Annotated in this window: 16 protein-coding genes and 1 pseudogene; 7 read left to right on the top strand and 10 right to left on the bottom strand. The window is 38.4% G+C overall.

All coding sequences use genetic code 11. The annotated features are described in order from the left end of the window. Window positions 1-382: 382 nt before the first annotated feature. Window positions 383-1,381 (top strand): metal ABC transporter solute-binding protein, Zn/Mn family, encoded by a 999-nt coding sequence (locus tag CDC37_RS03400; RefSeq protein ID WP_096620494.1) that lies wholly within the window; start codon window positions 383-385, stop codon window positions 1,379-1,381. A 274-nt stretch (window positions 1,382-1,655) separates the two neighbouring features. Next, entirely contained in the window at window positions 1,656-6,674 is a 5,019-nt protein-coding gene (locus CDC37_RS03395) for a protein kinase domain-containing protein (RefSeq protein WP_096620493.1), read from the top strand. Here the strand turns inward: CDC37_RS03395 and CDC37_RS03390 are convergent. Further along, the gene (locus CDC37_RS03390; protein WP_157780630.1) at window positions 6,622-7,152 is read right to left on the bottom strand and encodes an IS630 family transposase; all 531 of its coding nucleotides are present in this window, start codon (window positions 7,150-7,152) and stop codon (window positions 6,622-6,624) included. The genes CDC37_RS03395 and CDC37_RS03390 overlap by 53 nt on opposite strands. After that, a complete protein-coding gene (locus tag CDC37_RS03385; RefSeq protein WP_096620491.1) occupies window positions 7,065-7,457 on the bottom strand; it encodes a helix-turn-helix domain-containing protein in 393 nt (130 codons plus the stop codon). The genes CDC37_RS03390 and CDC37_RS03385 overlap by 88 nt, the downstream gene beginning before the upstream one ends. Window positions 7,458-7,528: 71 nt before the next feature. Here CDC37_RS03385 and CDC37_RS03380 point away from each other — a divergent pair. Then, window positions 7,529-7,741, top strand: a pseudogene (locus CDC37_RS03380) (sensor histidine kinase); the annotation flags it as partial. Between the two features lie 145 nt (window positions 7,742-7,886). On the opposite strand, the gene hisC reads toward CDC37_RS03380, so the two are convergent. The 5 genes from hisC to CDC37_RS03355 form a co-directional block, all read right to left on the bottom strand. Further along, a complete protein-coding gene (gene hisC / locus CDC37_RS03375) occupies window positions 7,887-8,897 on the bottom strand; it encodes a histidinol-phosphate transaminase (RefSeq protein WP_231943210.1) in 1,011 nt (336 codons plus the stop codon). 111 nt (window positions 8,898-9,008) lie between these two features. Continuing rightward, window positions 9,009-10,004 carry a class I SAM-dependent methyltransferase gene (locus CDC37_RS03370; protein WP_096620488.1) on the bottom strand — a complete coding sequence of 332 codons (996 nt, stop codon included), beginning with the start codon at window positions 10,002-10,004 and terminating at the stop codon, window positions 9,009-9,011. 380 nt (window positions 10,005-10,384) lie between these two features. Then, entirely contained in the window at window positions 10,385-11,113 is a 729-nt protein-coding gene (locus CDC37_RS03365) for a hypothetical protein (protein WP_096620487.1), read from the bottom strand. Between the two features lie 72 nt (window positions 11,114-11,185). Then, window positions 11,186-12,787 (bottom strand): NAD(P)-binding domain-containing protein, encoded by a 1,602-nt coding sequence (locus CDC37_RS03360; protein ID WP_096620486.1) that lies wholly within the window; start codon window positions 12,785-12,787, stop codon window positions 11,186-11,188. An 822-nt stretch (window positions 12,788-13,609) separates the two neighbouring features. After that, window positions 13,610-14,035: an NUDIX hydrolase gene (locus CDC37_RS03355; protein ID WP_096620485.1), complete on the bottom strand. Its 426-nt coding sequence runs from the start codon at window positions 14,033-14,035 to the stop codon at window positions 13,610-13,612. 447 nt (window positions 14,036-14,482) lie between these two features. On the opposite strand from CDC37_RS03355, the gene CDC37_RS03350 reads away from it, so the two are divergent. Next, the gene (locus tag CDC37_RS03350; protein ID WP_096620484.1) at window positions 14,483-14,698 is read left to right on the top strand and encodes a hypothetical protein; all 216 of its coding nucleotides are present in this window, start codon (window positions 14,483-14,485) and stop codon (window positions 14,696-14,698) included. A gap of 1,153 nt (window positions 14,699-15,851) precedes the next feature. Further along, window positions 15,852-17,093, top strand: a complete 1,242-nt coding sequence (locus CDC37_RS03345) for a DUF4912 domain-containing protein (RefSeq protein ID WP_096620483.1) — start codon at window positions 15,852-15,854, stop codon at window positions 17,091-17,093. Window positions 17,094-17,686: 593 nt separating this feature from the next. On the opposite strand, the gene CDC37_RS03340 is transcribed toward CDC37_RS03345, so the two are convergent. Beyond that, the gene (locus tag CDC37_RS03340; protein WP_096620482.1) at window positions 17,687-18,403 is read right to left on the bottom strand and encodes a rhomboid family intramembrane serine protease; all 717 of its coding nucleotides are present in this window, start codon (window positions 18,401-18,403) and stop codon (window positions 17,687-17,689) included. Window positions 18,404-18,577: 174 nt separating this feature from the next. Then, window positions 18,578-19,771 (bottom strand): trypsin-like peptidase domain-containing protein, encoded by a 1,194-nt coding sequence (locus CDC37_RS03335; RefSeq protein ID WP_096620481.1) that lies wholly within the window; start codon window positions 19,769-19,771, stop codon window positions 18,578-18,580. A gap of 913 nt (window positions 19,772-20,684) precedes the next feature. Here CDC37_RS03335 and CDC37_RS23895 point away from each other — a divergent pair. Further along, on the top strand, window positions 20,685-20,852 hold the full coding sequence (locus CDC37_RS23895; protein ID WP_157780629.1) for a hypothetical protein: 168 nt from the start codon (window positions 20,685-20,687) through the stop codon (window positions 20,850-20,852). Window positions 20,853-20,967: 115 nt separating this feature from the next. Here the strand turns inward: CDC37_RS23895 and CDC37_RS03330 are convergent, their stop codons facing one another. Beyond that, entirely contained in the window at window positions 20,968-21,162 is a 195-nt protein-coding gene (locus CDC37_RS03330) for a hypothetical protein (RefSeq protein ID WP_096620480.1), read from the bottom strand. Window positions 21,163-21,994: 832 nt separating this feature from the next. Here CDC37_RS03330 and CDC37_RS03320 point away from each other — a divergent pair. Further along, window positions 21,995-23,290, top strand: coding sequence for a recombinase family protein (locus tag CDC37_RS03320; protein WP_096625874.1), 1,296 nt, complete (start codon window positions 21,995-21,997; stop codon window positions 23,288-23,290). Window positions 23,291-23,471: the final 181 nt, after the last annotated feature.

Here is a 23,471-nt window from a genome sequence, read left to right as displayed (position 1 = left end):
TACATGTAGGAAGCAGGGGATACAGGGGAAGAAAATGCATCAACATTTGAGTGAAATGTGTATAAACTGTACTATTAAAATCGACTGTTGAAAACATCCTCTTATATCGATTCTCTTGTACTTTGCAATAAATGAAACTAGAATAATCAACGGTTATAGCCCCTGATATGTAGCAAGCGTTAGCGTAAGCGATATTAGAGGTTGTTTCAAGTATTAATTATCACTATTTTGACTATCATCCTGACTCTGGACATGGGGTGATAAAGCTGATTTTTCCTTCAAGAGTACAGACGCGACATGTCGCGTCTCTTCCCATTCCCAAAAACGATAATTCAAGTATTAAAATCGACTTTTAAAACATCCCCTTAGTGGTAGGTAAATTATGATAACGGGAAAAAATATCATCAACCAATTACAAATAATTATATATTTATTGAGTTTATTTCTGATTAGTTGTAATCAATCCCAACCTGCTGATAATTTTACCTATACAGTTTCCAGTGTGGATGCTCCTCCAGCAAAAAGCCTCCCCCGTGTAGTTGCGACTACGAGTATTTTATGTAGTCTGACTCAGCAAATTGCTGGTGAGACAATTAATTTAGATTGCCTAATTCCAGCAGATAAAAATCCTCGCAGCTATCAAATTACCCCCACCGACCAACAAGCCATCAATCAAGCTCAATTAGTTCTGGTTCATGGTTATAATCTTGAACCCAGTTTAATAGCATTTATGCGTACTCAAAAACAATTATCCCCTGTAGTTGCGGTTGGGGAACAAGCTCAACCCAAACCCAGATTATTAAAATCTGGCAATAAAAGCGTTGCTGACCCGTTTATTTGGCATGATGTGCGTAATGGGATCAAAATGGCTGACATTATCCGTAACCAGCTGCAAAATCTCGCTCCCGAAAATGCTAATATCTATCGCCAAAATCACCAAAAATTAGTTACAGAACTGAACCAACTGCATAATTGGATTCAATCTCGGATTGCCAGTATACCTGCATACAACCGCATATTTATTTCCACCCATCCGGAACTAGGCTATTATGCCAACACCTATGGATTGGCATCTCGCAGCTACCTGCAACCAATTAGCAATAAATCCCAAATTTCTACCGAGCAGATTAATACCCTCGCTCAAGCCATTAGAAAAACCCGTGTACCAGCGATTTTTGTGGAAGCGGGAATCAATCCTCCAGTTTTTCAGGCGATCGCCCAACAATCACAAGTACGAATTTTTACCCGTCCCCTATTTACCTATGGATTGGGTAAGCACGGTAGTCAGGTTGACACATATCAACGGGTGATGACCCATAATACCCGCGCGATTGTGGAGGGTTTAGGTGGGACGTATCTAATGTTTAATGTAGAGACGTAGCAGTGCTACGTCTCCATCCAGAATTGCGTCTGGGTAAACAAAATTCATCTGTCCCGTTATTGTTTCAAATTGATATAAATACAAAATTTCTTAGATTACGGGTTTTCGTGTAAATAATATTTGTATATTTTGTTTGCGAACCCGATAAATCACGCAAAAATATCCCTGTTCGTGAAAAATCATGTTACTTTGTGCTGGCCGGTGGGAAAACTACAGTAGTTAGAACCCAACTAACTAGACCCGGCTAATTTCAGTTTCTCAATCATTGTTTACTATGATGCTACCTTCCGTAATTGCATTTCATTTAGTACCTGGTTATGAGTTAACCGAACAGATATACACTGGTGACAAAACCACGGTATTTCGAGCGATTCGGGTGAAGGATAATTTTCCTGTTGTGATTAAGTTGATGCGGGGGGAGTTTCCTAGTTATGATGAACTGACCCAATTTCGACACCAATACTATATTGCCGAAAATTTAGATATTCCCTGTATTATTAAACCCTATCAGTTATTAAACCTGCGTCACGGTTATGGTTTGGTGATGGAGGATATGGGGGGATTTTCTCTCCACCATTTGATTCGAGCTTGGCGATATCATGACAAAATTGATTTAGCAGAGCGTAGCTTCCGCAATTGGCGTTCTGATGGACTCAACTTAAAGCCTGTTGCACCCGAAGATGAGCAGGAAAGTGATTTTATTACCGATTTTCTCCATGTCGCCCTCAGGTTAGTAGATATTATCGATCAACTTCATGCCCATCGAATTATTCATAAGGATATCAAACCGGGAAATTTTATTTTCAATCCGGAAACCCTAGAAGTTAAAGTGACTGATTTTAGCTTGGCGGTTGAAGTTCCCAAAGGTGAGCGATTTATCGATACACCCGCTAATCCCCAGGGAACCCTGGAATTCATTTCTCCCGAACAGACGGGACGGATGAATATGTTAATGGATTACCGCACAGATTTTTATTCCCTTGGTGTCACCCTATTTGAATTATTAACCTGTACCGTCCCCTTCATGGTTCACGACATTAGTGAACTGGTGTATATTCATTCATCATTGGGTATTCCTAATCCCAGCGATTATAACCCGAAAATACCCCGCACCATTGGTAATATTGTGCGGAAATTAATCGCCAAACAACCAAGCGATCGCTATCAAAGTGTGGAGGGAATTCGGGTTGATTTAAAATATTGTCTGGAGGAATGGTTAGAGGATAAATCCATTAGTTTATTCCGGTTGGGTGATCAGGACATTTCTGGGGAGTTAGAAATACCCGATCGACTCTACGGAAGGGAATCAGATATTGACGCGATTGTCAAGGCTTTTGAGCATTGTCGTCAGGAAGGAACCAGCGAAATAGTCATGATTTCTGGGGGTGAAGGTGTGGGAAAAACCGCCCTCGTTCTCCATGCTAGCCGAAAATTAGCCGATGAATATTTATTTTTTCTCCAAGGACAATTTTGCGAAGGTGATGAGCATATCCCCCTATCGGGATTTATCCGGGTATTTCGGGACTTAATTTCCCAAGTATGTAGCCTCACTAATTACGGATTTATCCATTGGCGAGAAAAAATCCTCGATGCCATTGGAGAAGATTTAGATGCGATCGCTCCCCACATCCCAGAGTTAGAGGTATTTTTAGATACATCTGAAACAGAACCAAGCAGCAACACCATTGTCCCCCAACCCGTCGAGACACCGGAAAATCTCTTAGGGATTGTATTTCGCCGTGTGATTCAAGCGATCGCCACACCAGAAGCTCCCCTAATTATCTTCCTAGACAACATGGAGTGGGCTGACCCGGCATCAATTGAATTAATGCAAACTCTTATCGTTGAAAATACGTACACGAAACCATTGCCGACCCTGGAATCTACCTATAATTCCAACTACCAACCTCCCCAACCAAATTTAACATCCGTATTATTCATTGCTTCCTATCAGTATAATCCAGCACGGGTCGATCATCCCGTGGAATTAGCCTTTGAAGCTATTGAGCGATTAGACGTATTTAGCACCTTCATCGAACTAGAAAACCTGTCCCAAGGAGACATCAGTCGAATCATTCGCGATACCCTCAACGACGAAGAAGTAGAATTTGTCTCCCTCACCCAAATGGTCTATACCTATAGCAAAGGAAACCCCCGCAAATTCCATAACTTCTTCCACCAGTTGCGACGGGATGAACTGTTAATGTACAGTTGGCAGGAACGGAAATGGAAATACGACCTTGCTGAGATCCGTAAAATAGCCCTCACCGACGAAGTTGTCAACCGGATTATCTCCGACATGAAAAAATACGATTGGGTAATCCATCGTATCCTCAAGCTAGCAGCTTGTATTGGTCAAGTATTCGACCTGCGTACCCTTAAGGTGATTCGGGGGAACGACATGGAATGGACAACTATCGAACTGCAAACCCCCATCCTCGAAGGAATTATTTTCCCCGTCGAACAATCCAACTTTCTCACCTCTTTTCAACCCGATACCCTCGAAGATTACATCCCTGAATATCATTACATCGAAGAAATTGCCATGAGGATAGATCCGGAATTAGAGAATTTCCGGGGATATATCGTTCCTCAACTCAAAACCCAACCAGTAGTATTTTGGTTCGTTGACGACAGAGTTCGTCAAGCAGCATACGACCTCATCCCCGACGACGAAAAACCCTCAGTCCACCTGAGAAACGGTTATTATCTTCTCCAATACCTCAACACCGAAGAACGGGAAGAACTCCTCCTGGAAGTCGCAAGACAATTTAATTTTGCCACCCACCTCATCACCCTCCAAGAAGAACGTGACGGTCTAGCGCAACTTAACTTCTACGCAGGAAATCAATACCTCGAACAAGAAAACTACGAAAAAGCCTACGAATACCTCAGCACCGGAATTAAAATCCTATCCCCCAACTGCTGGAAAGACCACTACGAACTCAGCTACGGACTATACAATAAAGGTGCAATAGTTGCCTATAAAACTGGACACCTCGACGAAGCAATTGAATATAGCCAAGCCATCATCGAAAACGTCAAAACTCTAGAAGAAAAAATCGATGTTTTTGACATTAGAATTCAATCCCTAGGAGGGAAAGGAAAAGCCAGGGAAGCAGTTAAATGTGCTTTAGATATTCTCAAATTATTCGACATTGAATTTCCGGAAAATCCTAGTCCAGAGGAAGTACAGAAAGAACTGCGATCCATTAGCTTAAAGTTGGCAACAAAAACAGAAGATGAGATACTTAACCTACCAGAAATGGTAGATAAACAGCAATTAACTATAGTCCGTATTTTGGCTAGCACCATAGTTTTTGCCTATCAAACATCACCAAATTTATGTATTTTCATAGCAGTCAAACAGGTTGAAATATCTTTAAAACATGGAAATTCCGATTTATCTGCTTTCGCCTATATAACCTATGGATTATTTGCTTGTGGAATCACTGGAGATGTTGATTACGGATATCGAATGGGTAAACTAGCATTAACCTTAATTGAAGATAGGAGGTATCAAACTTGTAGCGCAAAAGTAATTGAAACATTCAATCAAGTAATTCGACACTGGAAAGAACATATAAAAACAACCCTATCTCCCCTCTTAGAAGTATATTCGTCCCTGATAGAAATTGGCGATTTAGAATTCGCTTCCTATGCTCTTTATGCCCATACCTATCATTCATATTTTCTTGGAGTTTCTCTCCATAAACTCTCCACTCAAATAATTCAACATAACCAAAAACTATTAAATATTCAGCAAATCAGAGCTTATAATTATAATTCTATTTTTTTACAAACTCTCGATAACTTACTAGTGGAAAAGACAGAACCATTCATTTTAAATGGTGATTTTTATAACGAAAACACTAGCTTACCACTTCATCATAGTGATAATGATGGGATTGCACTTTTCTATTTGTATTTTTGTAAAATGCAGCTCTCTTATGTATTTGGAGAGTACATTCAGGCATATAAAAATTTAACAATCGCAGAAGAATACCTGTTTGCTGCCCTCGGAACGATTGCTATTCCTCAGTTTTATTTTTATAGTTCACTAACTTATTTAAAAATCCATGATGAAAAACATCATGAAAACTTTATCAATCAAGTCGATAATCATCTCCAAAAAATGAAATACTGGGCAGAAAATGCCCCCATAAATTATCAACACAAAGCGGATTTAATTGCAGCCGAACTCAAACGGGTGACAGGTGATAAAGTTGCGGCAATGGAATTATACGACCGTGCGATCGCTGGTGCGAAAGAAAACGAATATCTCCACGAAGAAGCATTAGCCAATGAACTAGCAGGTAAATTTTATCTTGAATGGGGACGAGAAATTATTGCCAGCACCTACATTAATCAAGCTTATCAACTTTATATCCGTTGGGGTGCAAAAGCAAAAGCTCAACACCTAGCTGACACTTACCCTGAATTTTTATCAAATAACTTAATTTATCTAGATATGATGTTAAATCGTGTCGATAATTTCCACGACTTAAATGCTCAAGAACAATCAGATTTAGCTTATAAATATCTAGAAGAATCTATTGCCGAGACAAAAACAATCGGTCAGCAAGCTCCTACTGCATCCACAACATCAATGTCATCCCGTACCAATTACTTACATTCCATTGATTTAAACAATATCTTAGCAGCATCTCAAACCATTACCGAACAGGTTGATCTTAATGTCATGTCAAGCATGTTGATGGAAATCATCACCAAAAATGCATGTGCAACCAAAACCTGTTTAATCCTTCCCCATCAAAATATTCAAGACCTAGTAATTAGTGCCATTTGTCAAGTTGTGAATTCCCAACTAGAAACCAGATTTTGTTCCATTCCCATTGAAGAAGCAACAACTGAAATCCCCTTATCAATTGTCAACTTTGTCCGCCGCAAAAAAGAAATCGTATTTTATCATAATGCTTTAGGGGAACGTAAGTTAGAGAAAGAAACCTATATTCAAGATAATAAAATTGCAAGCTTGCTATGCATTCCCATTTTTAAACAGCGACAGCTAATCGGTGTCTTCTACCTCGAAAATACCTACTTACCCGGTGCATTCAGCGATAATCGTCTAGAAATTATTAAGCACCTCACCACCCAAGCCGTAATTTCCCTGGAAAATATTAGGCTATACAAAGATTTACAAGCCTCTAAAGAACATTTAGAAATTAAAGTCCAAGAAAGAACCCAAGAATTAGACCAAAAAAATCAACTTCTAGAATCTACACTTTTAAGAACGCTTTTAATTGTGACCACCAATGTTCAATTGGATTAAATTCAGGGGAATAAGGAGATAGATAAAGAACACTTGCTCCTACAGATTCAATCAAAGGCTTAATCTCTTCGACTTTATGTGCTGGCAGATTATCCATTACAACGACTGCACCAACCCATAATTGTGGAAGTAAAAAATGCTCTACAAAAACTTTATAAGCTTCTCCATTCATTGAGCCATTTAAAGTCATCACAGCTAAGACTTTTTTGAAGCTAATTCCTCCAATTACACTTATTTTTGCACCTCGGTAATATGGTTTAAAATCATAAGCTCTACTCCCGCGATCGCTTCGAGCATGAGTTCTAGTCAAACCAAGCAAAACACCCATTTCGTCTATAAACACAAGGTTTTCTGGGTCTATGTGTTTTACTTTCTCCCAATATTCTAATCTCAGTTTTTGGACTCTTTCTGTTTTCGCTTGGCTGCTACGTAAAGTCTTTTTTTTCGAGTTAATTCTTGTTTTTGCAATGCACAACACATCACACTTGCACACACCCAAATGTTATATTTTTCTCCAAAATACTCGCAATATTCCAATAAAGTTAAATCCGGGTAACTTTGAACCATTTCTGCTAATTCGCCACCGTAATCATCTAGCTTACCCTTCATTGCTCCACCTTGCTTTTTGGGTTCTAGATGCCCTTCCAATCTTTTTTGCCTGATTAGCTTCTGCACATAGCTTTTTGCTATACCAAACTGCACAGCTACTCCTCGAATTGATGTATCACCCTTTTCGTAAGCACTTACTATTTTTTCTCGTAAATCGATTGAGTAGGGTTTCATTTTAATTTTTGATGCACTAATAACAAGTGTACCTCATTTACCTCGAAAGTGCTGTAGATAGGAAATATATCCAAATTCGGATTATTGATAATGGCTGTGGAATACCTGAAGAAATACGCCAAAATATTTTTAATCCCTTTTTTACAACTAAACCAGTGGGAAGTGGAACTGGTTTAGGTCTTTCCATTAGCTATCAAATTATTGTTGACAAGCACAAGGGTAAATTAGATTGTATCTCCACTGTTGGAGAGGGTACAGAGTTTGTCATTGAGATACCTGTATAAATAAACTTCAGCCACAACTATAAACATAGAAAACTATCGCAGTCCTAAACAATTTGTGAAATCTTATATGTAAGGTTTTTAACGGTTGACAGTTGACGGTTAGTTAGTAGTCACAAGTCATCAGTCAAGGGTATGCTATTTTTCACTACTTAAATTGGGTTGCTATATTCAATTGTGTCAGTATCATTTCATTTTCAAACCAATTACCCACAGAAGTCCGAAAATGATATTTATCTACACCAGGTAACATACTACAGTCCTTAACATATAGGTTCTTCTGTTTTAGTTCTTCAACTAAGTCCTTTGCAAGAATACCAAGTTTTTTAGTTCCAACAAAGAGAAAATTAGTATAAGATTGGCAAACATCAAAGTTCATCTTTAAAAGTTCATTTTTTAAAAACTCTTTTTGATTTAATAAAGAGTTTATTTGCATTTGATAATAATCAATATCACTTAATGCCGCAATTGCTGCCGCTTGAGCAATTGAATTAACTCCAAATAATTGCATTTTGACTCTCAAGCTAGACGCAAGTTCATCATTCATGACTGCATAACCTATGCGAAGTCCAGCAAGCGCAAAACCTTTGGAAAAACTACGTATGACAATCAAATTAGAATACGTTTTTACAAGGTCTATTATTGTCTCCTGGCAAAACTCATAGTAGCATTCATCGATGACAACAAAACAATTAGAATTTTCAATTAACTTGATTAATTCCTGTCGTTTTATTATCTTCCCTGTTGGATTATTAGGATTAGCAATAAAGATTAATTTCACAGAGCTAGATATATTTTCAAGAATTGAATTTATATTAAAATTATATTCGCGATCGCTATAAATAAACACATGATTTTTGTTTAGATTTTTAGACGCATACCAGTACCAAGGAAAACTTGGCACAGGGATTAAAACTTGGTCATCAGAATTAACTAATACTCGTATTATTAACTCGATAATATCATCTGAGCCATTTCCAACAATAATTTGAGATGGTGATGTTTTTGTATATTCTGCTAACTTATGTCTCAAATTTTCGCTTTGAGTTTGCGGATATCTATTAACTTTAGATAGAATATTTGATATGGCTTGTAATACTTTTGGTGATGGGGGGAAAAAGCTTTCACTTTGATTGAGAAAAATGCTGTCATCATGCACAATAATCTTCCCATTTATCTATCTTAAGATAATCAAAAACTTCTTGATTGCAAAACGATATGTATAAAAAACTCGATTACAACCTTTGAGAAAAGAATGTAATTATTAATTCTATTCGGCACGTAAATCAAAAATAGTACAAAATGGAACTTCTACATAATACTGATTTACACACCTCCACTTAGATTCTGGAAATAAATTCATCCACTCTTCCAAGGATGGGATATGTTGTCCCATCACAGCATGAATTGTTTCAAATCCAAGGGTAAATATGGGTATTTGTGAAGATGGAATCAGCCCAGAACTATAGGTATCACATAGAAGGAATCGATTTGCATTTGGAAAAATATCACGAAAATTACGAAGAATACTCACACAATTTTCTTTTGGCCACATGTCGTGTCCACTAAAAAAGCTAAATATTGTATCAACATCAAAAAATTCTTTTTTCGGCTGCAAATTCCTCATATCATCTCTGAAAATAGTAATTCTATCCTGACAGTTGGCTTCCGAAACTAAGGATTTTGCTAATTCAACAGCTTTAGAACTGATATCAATGCCAATACCTTTTAATTGAGGACACTTTTTAGCCAATTCAATCAATCTTTCCCCACTCCCACAACCCAGATCGACAACACAATTAAATGAAACTTCAAATAATGCCGTTTCAAAATAAGTGTCAACCATTAGCTTTCCCTGTTGACGAGATGCTAAAGCTATATACCTTCCGTCTTGAGGGATATAGTTGTTAATTCTATTAGATTTGACTGTAATAGATGCTAATTTCTGCATCAATTCTCCATATCCACGAGTCAGCCACAGAAAAAAGCCTTGATTATTATATATATCTTCAAACACTGAACCCTGATAGAAACAGTTATCAACTTCTGCTGGACGACAAATTTCAAAAGAACATAATACATTAATAATTGCTTTCAATGAAGATACATCTAAATTATTGTTATTAGCAAAGTCATTTATATCTACGCAATTATATTTTTGGAGTTCTCCCAGAACCCCTAGTTCATTTGCTGCGGAAATCGCATAAGCAGCAATAGCAGAGTTGAATATATCCTTACTTAAGTGCTTTCTAGGTGCTGTATACATACTTACAAATCATGTCATAACTAAAAATGGGATTGTCTTATTTATTTAAGAACACTATTAAATTTTTATTTCAACAAAGCACTGTAAGTTTTATAGGCAATACATTATTAACTTCATCTAGTTGTATGCTCACAATTTAACAGGCTATAGTTGAAACTTATGAGAGAATTTTTGTCAAGTCTCAATAAATACTTTATCAACCACTTCTTGAAGACAGGGAATAGGCTCAAATAGTATATTTGTCGTTATAAACTAATCCTGAATCCTGTACAGACGCGACATATCACGTCTCTCCCTACTCCCGAAAAAGAGCTTATTAAGTATTAAAATTGACTTTTAAAACATCCTCTGAATCTGTGACAGACTTTTTCACTTAATACTTAATAAATCGGGATTATATTCTTGTTAAAAATCAATTTGGATGAATTGTTTTGAGCATAAATCAACATTTGATCTGCCGCATCACTGAAGAGAGAAAAAACAATTTCTATTGTATTTAAAGCTTTTTGCTTCATTTCTGAGGAAAGTTGAATATTTTTCAGTGAATTTCTAATTTTATTTTGTCTAATTGTATGACTATCTTCTACCTCAAAATGTGTTGTGCCAATATAATGATATTTTTCCTTTGTTTGCTTCTCTATCTCCTTCATTATAGGCACTGTAGCAGAAATAAAAACATGAAATGTGGCTTCAATAGCCTCAATAGCAGCCAGCTTTATAATTGGGTCTGCGTGGTGAACTTCTACTGCAACTAAATGAGGTACTAATCTGATTTTAGTATTCTCTTCCCCCCAAAGAAATTTTAGAGTTTCGCTGAATAGACTTTGCTTATCAAAACCTAACTTTTTCAGATCATCAATAAACCAAATCCAATGATCTTCATCTTCATATGTGTGCTGATTGATTATCTTTTGTATTAGATCATTACTAGGCTCCTTTCTGAAATCATACTTCCATACGTCAGAAAAACCCATTGCAATATGAGTAATACAAGGAAACCATGCAATTCTATCTTCAATAGTTAAATTACTATCTTGAAGATAAGAAAAAATATTATGATGAGCAAATTTGTGCTTCAAATCTTCTATTGCTTCAAAAATCTCTTCCATAGTTATTTAGAGAATTTAGTTTATTGGTAATACAGTCTTGAAGAATGTATACTTTTGACAATCATTTACTTTTTATGCGTATTGAAAACATTCCTGATCTAATTGAAGATTTTCTTTGTGATTTTTGAAAATACTAACGAAATACTTTTCCAGAGGCTGTCTATGAACATTCTCAATCCATTCATTAGCTATATCTTCAATTACATGATGTTCGGAAATTAATTTATCTTGACAATAACAACGAACAATAGGATGTAACCCAGGACTTAGACGCGCATTTTCAACATCATCTTTATGAACGCGTTCAACAGCAAAGGGGTCGGGACTGGCAAAAATGATATCTAATCCAAATTCCAGGGTAATGGTGTAGTAATGTTGGTTTTTACCTAAATGGCTATCATGAATATAATCAATGGGTATCTCTTTATAGTAATTAGCTGTTTCTCCATCTTCGGAAACAACTATTAAATCACAGAGAAATCCGGTTTGTTGCCATAGCGCGGAACTTTGATTCACCCGGTTTAGTATAGCTTTTGTTAGGTTTTCTGGAGTTGCAGCAATGGTTTGAGAGGGTATGGATTGATTGTGATATTTATATTCTAAAATTTGATGGAAAGCGCGGATGTTGTAGCGAAATCCGTGAATAAATCCAGATTGCTTTTTCTTAAAGTCGCGCATATGGGTGAGAACACCAACAAAATAAAGGTCTTTAATGTTGATGGATTCCCATTCACTTGTTTGAGCAGGGAAACGATTATTGATTGTTAATTCTGGTCTGCAGGATTCGTCAAAAATAGATGCATCAAAACTAAATCCTGTACAGGTAATTACACGGTCGTAGATTAGTTCTTCGACTTCTCCGTTTGCATGGCCATATTTGAATGTCACGACATATTTACCGTCGTATTTTTCGATTTGATTAATTTCAGCATCAATAATCACATTTTGGGACTTGAGTTGATAGGTGTCTAATATTGTGTTATTTATTGCCCGTAAATGTCCAACATATTTTGTTTTCCAAGCCATTGAAATGGGATGGGGACTAGCAATATGGATTTGGGATGCTGTCGCAACTAAGTTATCAGCAGTTTCAAATCCAGAATTACCTTTTCCGATAATCAAGACTTTTTGATTAGCAAAGTCTTCGGGGTTGACAGATACATCTATGTAGTTTTCTGTCTGTTCAATTCCCGGTATGGGAGGTAGGTAAGGTTTGGTAAATCCGGTGGCTATAATTAGCCGTGATGCTGTATAAATTTGGTTGTTTTGGTCAAGGATAATAAAATCTTGGTTACGACTGATTTTAACTACTCGACTGTTATATTTAACTTTGATGTGGAAGCGATTTACAAAGTCGTTGATGTAGGTGACTAATGCGTCAGTATGGGGGAAATAATCACGACTATAATGTTTGAAGAGAAGTTCGTGATTGTCACTTAAAAGTGAATTCCAATCCCAGCGAAGGTTGATTTCTGGGTCGTTGTACCCTGTGTAAACTTTATTGATGGAAATCAGTTTTTTGTGGCGAGGATAGTTTTTAAAAAAGGTTCCGGCACTGTCTCCTGCTTCTAAAATTAGGTAGTTGTGACCAGATTTTTCTAAAAAATAACCTAGCTGTACACCAGCAGGACCAGCACCAATGATTATATAGTCAAACTTTTTTATCGAAGTCATTAATACACCTATTAGTTAGCTAATGGTAGTTGTTTACTTACAGAAGTTACACACTGAATAGGGATTCACAGGGATTTACATTATTGAAATGAAAGAAAGCAATTTCATAATCTACCTTTCTCTGACAGATAACTAAGTATTCACTGAATTGCCTTTTGCCTAACTAACCGACATTATTAATTATTTATTAAAAATAATATATCCGTAATAGATGGTATTTTAAAACTCGTAATCTGACTGGTTTAGCTCTAAGTAATATTATTTACCCACACTAATTTAATTCCCAAGGAGGATGCTTACTTTTATCGGGTATGGTTCGGAAAAACGATGACAAAGTAAGCGCTGGTAGTTCACTTTAGAATTTTATGTATCAATTCCTGATTTATTGCAAGACACATAAGGCTTAAACCTGCATTTGCAGCGAATCCCTAAAACTTACAGGGAGCAGGGAGTAGAAGGAAAACCAATCTTTCACTCAAGACTCATTACTTATACTGATTCCAAAAATATTTACAACACATCCAGAATATGGAGTATATCGCACCTGGTCAAACAAAATTCATCTGTTGTATTCTTTTCTTCTAATTGCTATTACTCGTGAAAAATCCGGGTTAAAAATTTGGAACAAACCGAATTATGTCATGAAATTATGACAAACAATACCGAATTAATTTGATTTATTCCTGGGAACATGGATTGCAAAACCAATAATAACAAGATTTTGAAGTCATAGTAAAAATACATACATCAAGCAAATATTATGATATTAACTATTGAAAAATATACCAATAGAAAGGTAGACAAAGCGATCGCATTTATATATCAAGAGAATTCGTGCCTAGATTCGCAGACGCGTTTGATAATACGTTGAAGCGATCGCAACTCAATTTTGGCGATCGCTTCATTGATATCGACCCAAACTCGTAAGCGTTGACCTGCTTCTGGATAGTTTTCACATAGGGATTCCACGCTCAAGGGGTACATATGAACGCGATAGGTTTTACCCTTTTTGCGATATTTGTAACAACCGATTTTTTTTGACTTGACTGTTCCGTAGATACCTGCTTCTTCCCAAGCTTCCTTTGCAGCAGAATCAGGGGGTGTCATCCCCGTGACAATTCCACCTTTGGGAAGCACCCATTTTTGATGTTTACGATTAGTAATGAGCAAAACCTCAAGTTTCCCATCCTGAAGACGGTAAGGAATAACTCCAGATTGTTTGAGGATTTTGTTGGATTTTTGTCCCATATCACCTGGTTAGATAATTGTGAATGCAGTTTTTTGGGAAAAGGCGAAAGTCGTCTTCCCCATTCTCGGATGAATCTTATATGGTTTTTGTCGATTCCGCCACTGATTTCGAGTATTTTTTTAGACTACAAAACCTGGAGAGGAATTTACTTAAATCCTTCTACAAGAGATATTTATGGAAATCAGAATATTCTTGATAGTTTTATTTAATACAGGAGACCGAATACAGGAGAAAGCTTACAGTTGATCACGTTATATAAACAAAAGTTGCAAAGATGAGTTAAGGATGAAACACATCTCTGCCTAAAGTACCTAAATACGTGAATTCAGCATGGTAATATATTAAGGCTGGGCCAATAGTTGTTGCAGGTTGTTCTAGATCACCGGATGTTAATTGTAAGATTGTGTATCCTGTAGAGAAATCAAGTTTTAACCCGTGGAGGGCTGATGACTCCCAATATTATGCGTCAGCTATGGTCGATTGTCGAAACCACTCAAACCAAAATGCTGTTGCAAATGGATGATGCAAGTTTGGTACAGTGGCTGGAAAAACAAACCCAAATTCAGGTATCTCTGGATAATTCCGATGCGGACTTTTTGCGGGATTATATCCGTTCGAGATTACCTTTGATTCGGGAATTAGCCTACGAAAGAATGGGATGAGGGATTTTGGATTACTCTTCGGTCGATCCGCACTACGTACCTCTATGGATTTTGAATTAGAGGAAGTTGATTCTGGAGATAAACTATATCCCTAAATCCTGGATTTACTGGAAATAATCTATACTTTGTACACTGAATCGGTATTAGTGCAAAATTAATTATACTTTTTCAAGCTAATTTGCTTTAACCGTAAAGCTGATACTTAGATTGTTTCAATCGCTCTATTCGCAGTAAAAAATATATCTTTAATTTTGCTGATGTGCTTATTTTACTTTTGGTTTGTTGACAGGTAACATTCCCTAGATTTCTCACAAGATTTTCAATCAACACAGTTCAGTTAGACTTAAAAGCCTGATTATTGGGTAGGTTGGGTTGAAGAATGTAGAGGTAGAGAGAGAACCTCGTGGAATGCGTCCCCACGCGGAGCAGAGGGACGAGATCATCACAAAAACTGTGTGAACTTATGGGTAAATTTCGACAAAATCAACAGTCTATGCAAAGCCTTAACCCAACCTAGTCTTAACTGAACCGTACTGGCTTTTAGGGGTGTGGTTTTCATCTTTATCCTCTGTAAAATAAGTATTCCATCACATAAGTTCTGAGGTTTTTTTGTTGTGGCTTTAACTAGGAAAAAGCTTTAATATCAAGCACTAAAGTGCTACTACGTGCCTTTCTTCACTCTTTATCGATACCGACCACAAGCATACACCGACTCTCCGATGGCATTGTTTTTTATGTGTGTGCTTCACTGCTAACTTTATACTTTCCCATCAAAGTCAACAAATCTTGACTTTATCCTTTCATAAATAGTTCATATAAACTATAAAGGATGCAATATGTCATCAAAGTTTGACATCGGGATCTAAAAAAGGCTTGAAAAATCGTCAAGGGGAGCAAAATCCCTACCAGAGGGTATTGATCCCGACCAGTGATTAGCGGTTAATATTCAGTAACAAATTAAGTTTCTAAAAAGCGAGTTGCATTACGCGTGTAGTTAGCAACTTCCGTGTATTGCAAGCTCAAGGACATCGCTTTGACAAAAAAACACCATAGACAACATATCAACACATCCAAAAATTGCGGGGAAGAATGCTTGCATTTACCTAGATAAAAATCCAGGAGAACAAAATCGTAATTATACGAGGCGAAAGTTATGGCACAAGAACGCCCACCATTAGAGGAAATGACCTTAAGGCAGTTGCGTAAAGTGGCAAGTGCCTACGGAGTATCACGGTATAGCCGGATGCGCAAAGCGCAACTATTAGCAGCAGTACAAGAAATAGAACGTACTAAATTTACACCCAACCAATCTCGTTCTCTGGAGGCACAGGAAGTCGTGGAAGCATCAAAATTTGAGTTAGGACAATCGAATGACCGTTTAGGGGAAGACCTAACGGGGGTTGACGAGTTTCTAACAGATTTACCCGGTGGTTATGGGGAAAGTCGGATTGTTTTGATGCCAAGAGACCCCCAGTGGGCTTATGCCTATTGGGATGTGCCCATTGAACATAAGGAGGAATTACGTCGTCAGGGTGGACAGCAACTAGCATTGCGCATCTACGACGTAACCGATATAAACCTTGATCACCAAAGTCCCCACAGTATCCAGGAATATCCCTGCGATGAAATGGCGCGGGAATGGTATTTACCGATACCTGTGAGCGATAGAGATTACGTCATCGATATTGGTTATCGTTGTGCGGATGGTCGTTGGTTGGTGTTAGCTCGTTCAGCGCGGGTGCATGTTCCTCCTGTGTATCCCTCCGACTGGATTGAAGATATATTTGTCACCGTTGATTTCAACGAAGACCTACGGGGTAAAACCATCTACGAACTCGTACCTCCAGCGAAGAAAATGGCGACTGCGGGTGCTGCTGGTAACGCGATTTACGACCAAATTTTTGGTATGGCAGAATCGGCTGAAGCCATGCGGGTTGCGGGTTCCCTGTTTGGTTCGATGCAGCATGTTCCCGGTTCAGTACGTCCAGAACAAGCAATTAGTTCCTACGTCTTTCCATCGGGTGTGGGAATGTGGGCTTTACCAACAGCATCCGGTGTAAGTATGTCCGGTGTGGGAATGTCCGGTGTTGGTTTCTCTGGAGATGTTCCCATGCGTCCCCGGAAATTCTGGTTGATTGCCGATGCGGAGTTAATAGTTTACGGTGCAACGGAACCAGATGCGACGGTGACAATTGGTGGTCGTCCCATCAAGTTGAATCCGGATGGTACATTCCGCTTCCAAATGTCGTTCCAGGATGGGTTGATTGATTATCCAATTATGGCGGTTGCTGCGGACGGGGAGCAAACCCGTTCGATTCACATGAAATTCAATCGCGAAACACCTTCTCGGAATACCAACACCAAGGATGAAGCGGTTTTGGAATGGCTTTCTTAGGTAAATTCTAAATCTTGCGAGAAAAAGCCATAGATGGGCAGCATCTTCTCGAAGATTACTGCCAAGAAAAGTAGGTCTCCGTATTTAGCTTGTAGTTGCGCGGAAAGTGCTAAAGCGCAACTACGAGCAAATATTAAGTCGCAATGACGTATATGCGTAGTGCAATACAGTTCAGTTAGACTTAAAAGCCTGATTATTGGGTAGGTTGAGTTGAAGAATCTAGAGGCAGAGCCTAGGCTGTGTACCTTGTGCCTTTTTTGGGGTCGCAAATTCATGCACAAACCGTGACCACAAACTTGTTCCAATACTGCGGCTGTTGATACATATAGGTAAGCTCTGCTTCCTGATTTGAGGCAGTAGCCCTCGTGGAATGCGTCCCCACGCGGAGCATAGGGACGAGATCATCACAAAAACTGTGTGAGTGAACTTATGGGTAAATTTCCACAAAATCAACAGTCTACGCAAACCCTCAACCTAACCTACAGTTATCTTTAGCTGAACCGTATTGATACATAGTGATTGCGTAATTCATGTAATTAACAAATTCATAATCCAACACCCAACTATACATTCATTCAATTACGAATTACGAATTAAAAATTATAACCATCACCATCCACATCACTAAAAAGTCCTAAAATGGGGGCGAGAATTGCACCAAAAACAAAACCGCCAGCATGGGCCCAGTAGGCAATTCCACCACCTTGCATTCCTATATTTGTGGGGATTTCTAAACTAGCAATTCCGTAAAAAGCCTGTTGCAGAAACCAAAATCCGAGAAAATAAAAAGCAGGAATTCGGACTGCGGGAAAAAATATACCCAAGGGAATCAAGGTAAGAACTTCAGCTTGGGGAAAACGCAAAATATATGCACCCATAACTCCCGCGATCGCACCGCTAGCTCCTAAACTGGGTATTAGGGAATCCTGGGCAAAGTACCACTGAGTTAATGCAGCTAGCACTCCGCAAGTCAAGTAGAAAACTAAATACTTAATATGTCCTAATTTATCTTCGATATTGTTACCAAACACCCAGAGAAATAACATATTTCCACCTAAGTGTAATAAGCCACCATGTAAAAACTGGGATGTGATTAATGTCACCCACTCCGGGATGGGTTGACCAACGGGAATACCTGCGAAACTGGCGCTAAGTTCCCTAGGTACAACTGCAAATAGGTCAAAAAAAGCATCCAGGTATTGGGGAGGAATACTGGATTCGTAGATAAATGCTAAAACGTTGACTGCAATTATACCGTAGGTGACATAGGGGGTGATGACGGTGGGATTGTTGTCTCGAATTGGAACCACAGGCTAATTTTTTCCTTTGATTTTTGCTTAACAGCCCTAGATTAATGGATTTTGAGGAGCTACACTACTAACTAAAGTAGAGGTTCTTTGTCGCTTTTATACTAAAAAGCAGTTTTGGTGGAGGAAGTAGGGGAGGTAGAGGTACTGGGGGTGATTGGTAAAGATTTACATGATTTAACGCTGAAGTTTTTGAATAGTATCCATTAGATTTTGGTATTTGCTATCGTCACCCTGTTTCTGAAACAACTCAGCAGATATTTGAAAATCTCTAATCGCTTTTCGCTTATCTTCCAATTTAAATCTGACGATACCCCGGTTGTAATATGCTCTTGCATCTTTGGAGTCAAGACGAATTATCTGGTTATAATCTGCGATCGCATCTGTCATATATCCCATCTGATAACGAGCAATACCTCGATGATAATAGGCAAGGGTATAATTTGGATTAATTCTCAGCGCTCTGGTGTAATCAGCAATTGCGTCCCAGGTGTCACCTTTTTCTGCATGGATAAGTCCCCGGACAAAGAACTCTTCAGCAGTTTGAGGATTGCTCAGATTAAGTTGATTCGTTTTAGTAGCACTATTGTTATCTATATTTAAATCAGAAAGGTTTAACCCAGATTTGGATATGATATCAACAAAGTTATTGATGGGAATTGCCGAGTTAAAACCCGTTGGTAATACTAACGGAACCCTCGAAAATCTACCGGATGAATCGGGTAAATAGCCTTCAGCTAGACCGAGGTCTCCTTGTCCATGAACCCCAATAACTCTAGCATTGCCATTTAATACAGGACTACCACTCATACCCCCCCAAGTCAAAGCATTGAAGCGTAGGTTATATCCTTGGGGTTCATTTTGGCGTATGCTCGTAATATAACCAGGTGAAAATTCAGCTTCCCGATTGTTTCCTCGACGACCACCAATTGCCGGATAACCATAAATGTAGATTGGATCGCCAATATTTACTAGATCAGAATTACCTAGGGTCGCGACTGGATACTGATTGGTGCTATTAAACTGTAATATGGCAAGGTCGGGGTCATCCTTTTTAACCTGAAAACTAATTCCTGCGGTGACAGGATATTTTTTCCCATCAAAGGTGCTAATTGTGTAAGCAACATTCCCTTTTACCACATGGCTATTAGTTAGTACTATGTAGGCATCCTTGTTTTTCGCAACGATGAACCCTGAACCAGAACCTGATTGACTATCGATCCGCACTGTAATTGGTTTAGCTATATCAGCAATTTCTCTAGGAGTATTTGCTATCACCAGTACAGGTTGACTGATAATCAGAACTGCTGCGGTTACTGTCGTTGTAAGTAGACTCGAAAACCAATTCAGAGGGTATATGGTTAGGTTCATAGAATTCTAGTGAGAATATCTGTAATATCTTGAATTAATTCCATTTCTATCGGATTTGTAAATCCCGCATTTCTCACAAAACCCTAAAACTCACAGGGAATAGGGAGTAGTCCGTGACGGGAGTAGAAGGAAAATCAATATGTTACTTAAGTAAGGCTTACAACTTACTCGTGAGAAATCCAGGAAATGCAATTTTCCCCTATATTTCACTTTTTGAGTATCAAAACTAGGTGAATAGTGAGGGTGTATTTTTAATTGTCAATCCTCAATATTTATGTGGATAAAATTTATATGGATAAATTAATTCACGACCAAATTATCCACATGTCAGCACAGAAATCTCGGATAAATAAAGTCGGGAAGCCAGTAGTAAACATTTAATAGGGACAGATCACTCTTGATATTTCAATATATTGTGTAATGACAGGTTATGATTTGTATTAACCCAAGTTACTAGTTATAAAAAAAGTGCCAATTTTTTACAAAATCTGAAAGTTTGGTGTCTAACAATGCATGAGAGTGGAAACTTTGTATTATTCTAATACCATTCAGAGGCACTAACTAGCAACTTAAGTTATGAAAAAAGTGGCAAAATCAAGTAATTTTCATCACTTGGGTCATTTATATCTATTGTGATTTATTTTTGACATCATTGATTTAAGTAATCAGTAAAGTTGAGTAAAAAAATAGGAAGATAAATATCTTATAAAATTATAATTTGTATAAAACTATTCTCATAAAAGCTAATTTTTGCCTTCAATAATTGAAATTCATTAAATACTTCAAATAGTGACAAAATCGGCTATGAACCCCTTCGATAAACAGAGAAGAGCGCGTCTGCATAGCCCTTAAACCTCATTGATAATACTTCTGATTGTTGCTATTAATTAGCATTAATTGCTGAACTAAATCCATGAATGTATCCTTAAAAGAAACCTTGCTATACAAGGGTTTATTTCTCAGTATACTTAGCGAGGTTCAAGTAGGATTACTGTATTTGTTTACTATTCTCTATCAATTGGGATGTCGCGATCGGACTCAAGCTGCACTATGGGCTTGTCAAAATCTTTACCTAAATTAATCTATGTCACCCATCCCCAAAAAAAAGACTCCGAGAATTAATCCCGAAGCCGACCCCGCAATATCTATAAAGAGAAGCCATGTAGATGATGAGTAAACACCTGTTGAAGCTAAATCTAGGTGGTGTGACTTTTGCCGTAAATCATCCTTGCAGTTACATCTAATTTACCTTGTACCGGATTCCAATAATTTGAGATTTCGTCCGACATCCCCAACTCCTGAGCTGTACGTCCGAGGATGGATTGTTGACGATTTTTTACCATTTGATAACGACGACTCATTAATGCACGAGCTCTATCCTGGGTAGACATACGCGATTTTTCCTACGAAATTTAATCTATACGTTTCACTGGGTTGTTCAGCTACATATACAATATAACAGATAATTCTGTATCTAAAGTTACGGTTTGATTAAGAAGTCAGATTTTTTTATATTTTTTTCTCGAAGATAAGGCCTTATTGTCAGCAAAACATGACATCATCAGTAACGAAGGATTCTTTTTGGGAATCTAGATGGAGTCACCCCGGTTTAATCGGGGTTTTTTTTGTTGTTAAGTCGGTGGGTGGTGGAAATTGTCGTTAAGTACAGACGCGATATATCGCGTCTGTACGGGGGTAGAGACGACCCGACGGGTCGTCTCTACGCCGAATGATTGGTTACATTGTGGTTTTATGTTTAATTGCACCTACCTGATTTGAAAGTGTAGACGCTACGCGTATCCGAAGGGTGTAGGGAGTAGTGAGTGTGAGCAGGAAAAAACCACTTTCATCTCAAAGAGAAGCTGCGCTACGCGCATCTACGGCTTTAGTGTATGTAGTACATGACGGCTACTTAGCTATGGTAAGAAGAAAAAGCAGATGGCAAAGAATCTGAATGAAATCATGCAGAAATTGCCGTGCGATCGCGTTGAAAAAGTTGAAGCGCGAGGAGCTGCATTAATTGCAGAATAGATGATGCTCCAGGATATCCGAACAGCAAGGGAGCTTACCCAGGAAAGATTTGACTTTCAACACTACGGGGATATTTAAATATAATGGGTGGCGAACTGGAAGTTGCTGTGAAATTTTCAGAGTGTCCACCTGTTATAATTACTGGACTTGCAGAACTTGATGGAAAGGATGAGCAAAGTTAAAAATCCCATGATGAAAATCTTTGCTTACACCTACACAAATCCTTTAATTGAGGAACCACCCCTCGCGGACATGTGGGGATGGGAAATTGATTGTGTGTATGAGGATTTAGGACAACGGGTCGAATTGGAGGAAATGCTGCGGGTTTGTCGTGAGGAACCCCCTGCTTACCTGCTTATACGTAGGCTAGAAGAATTAGGTGATACGGTTGATGAAGTTAGTTCTCGACTTTCCCTATTCCAAACTCAGGGAATTATTTTAATTGCGATCGCCCAAAATTATAATTCATCTCAACACCTCACCCATCCCCACATTGAGTTACTAAAGTTACTTAAGTATGTTCAGTCAGAACATCACCGTCGTCGTCTGCGTCAAGCCCACGCCCTCAAGCGTTTAGATGTGAATCCGCCTCCGGGAAAGCCTCCCTACGGTTATAAACGAGGACAAAATAAATACATGATTGACCGGACAACTGCCCCTGTAGTCAAGGAGTTTTTTGATTACTATTTAATTTATGCCTGTTTGCGGGGGGCGGTTCGCCATATCTACAAGAAATATGGTAAAAAAATTTCCGTCACCACTGGTAAACGCTGGTTAACTAATCCTGTGTATCGAGGTGATACGGCTTACCACAATAACGAGGTGATTCCGGATACCCATCAACCGATTATTTCCCGAGAAGAAGCTGCCCAAATTGAGCGATTATTAAGGCGCAATCAACGTATTCCCCGCCGTAGCGCTAGCGCTCCCCGTTCCCTCGCCGGGATTGTTCGTTGTGCCCAATGCAACTCTCCCATGACTATTACCCGTGTCAATCAACGTCAGAAACATCGAGAATATTTATACCTACGACCAATAACTTGTCCCCAGCAACCGAAATGTCAGGCGATCGCCTATCAACAGGTTCTCGAACAAACCATCGAAACTATCTGTCAGCAATTACCACAGGCAGTAGCACAATTGACACAGTTTGATTCCAGACCGAATACTACTATCAGTGGAGAAATTACTCAAAAACAGCAAATCCTCGAGCAAATACCCCAATTGGTTAGAACTGGTATACTGGATACGGCAACAGGGAAATTACGTGCATATAATTTACGTACCCAAATATCCCAACTCCAAGCCCAATTAGCCAGTCTTCCTCCAGCCAATTTATTGTCCATTGCTCAAACGGTTTCCATTCCCCAGTTTTGGTTAGACCTATCGGAAACCGAACGCAGATTCTATCTACGTGAATTTATTCGGCAAATTGATCTCCATCGCAATGGTCGGGATTGGGAAGTACGGATTCAGTTCATTTTTTGATGAAAAAATTCTCATCTAAATTTCATCTATTTTTCATGATACTGGGGTTTAATAGAACATTGAGGGTTGGAGTGGGGCTTTTGTCGAGAAAAGTAGTATGTCGGCAGAAGCCACTCAAGACGATAGATTGTCATTAGGGCAGCTTTACCGACTTGTACTACGAATAAAACTACTCAATCCA

This window comes from Calothrix sp. NIES-3974, assembly GCF_002368395.1.
In the GTDB taxonomy this organism is placed as follows: domain Bacteria; phylum Cyanobacteriota; class Cyanobacteriia; order Cyanobacteriales; family Nostocaceae; genus NIES-3974.
Note: the sequence above shows the minus strand (reverse complement) of the source record. Positions and strands in the feature narration are given on the sequence as shown.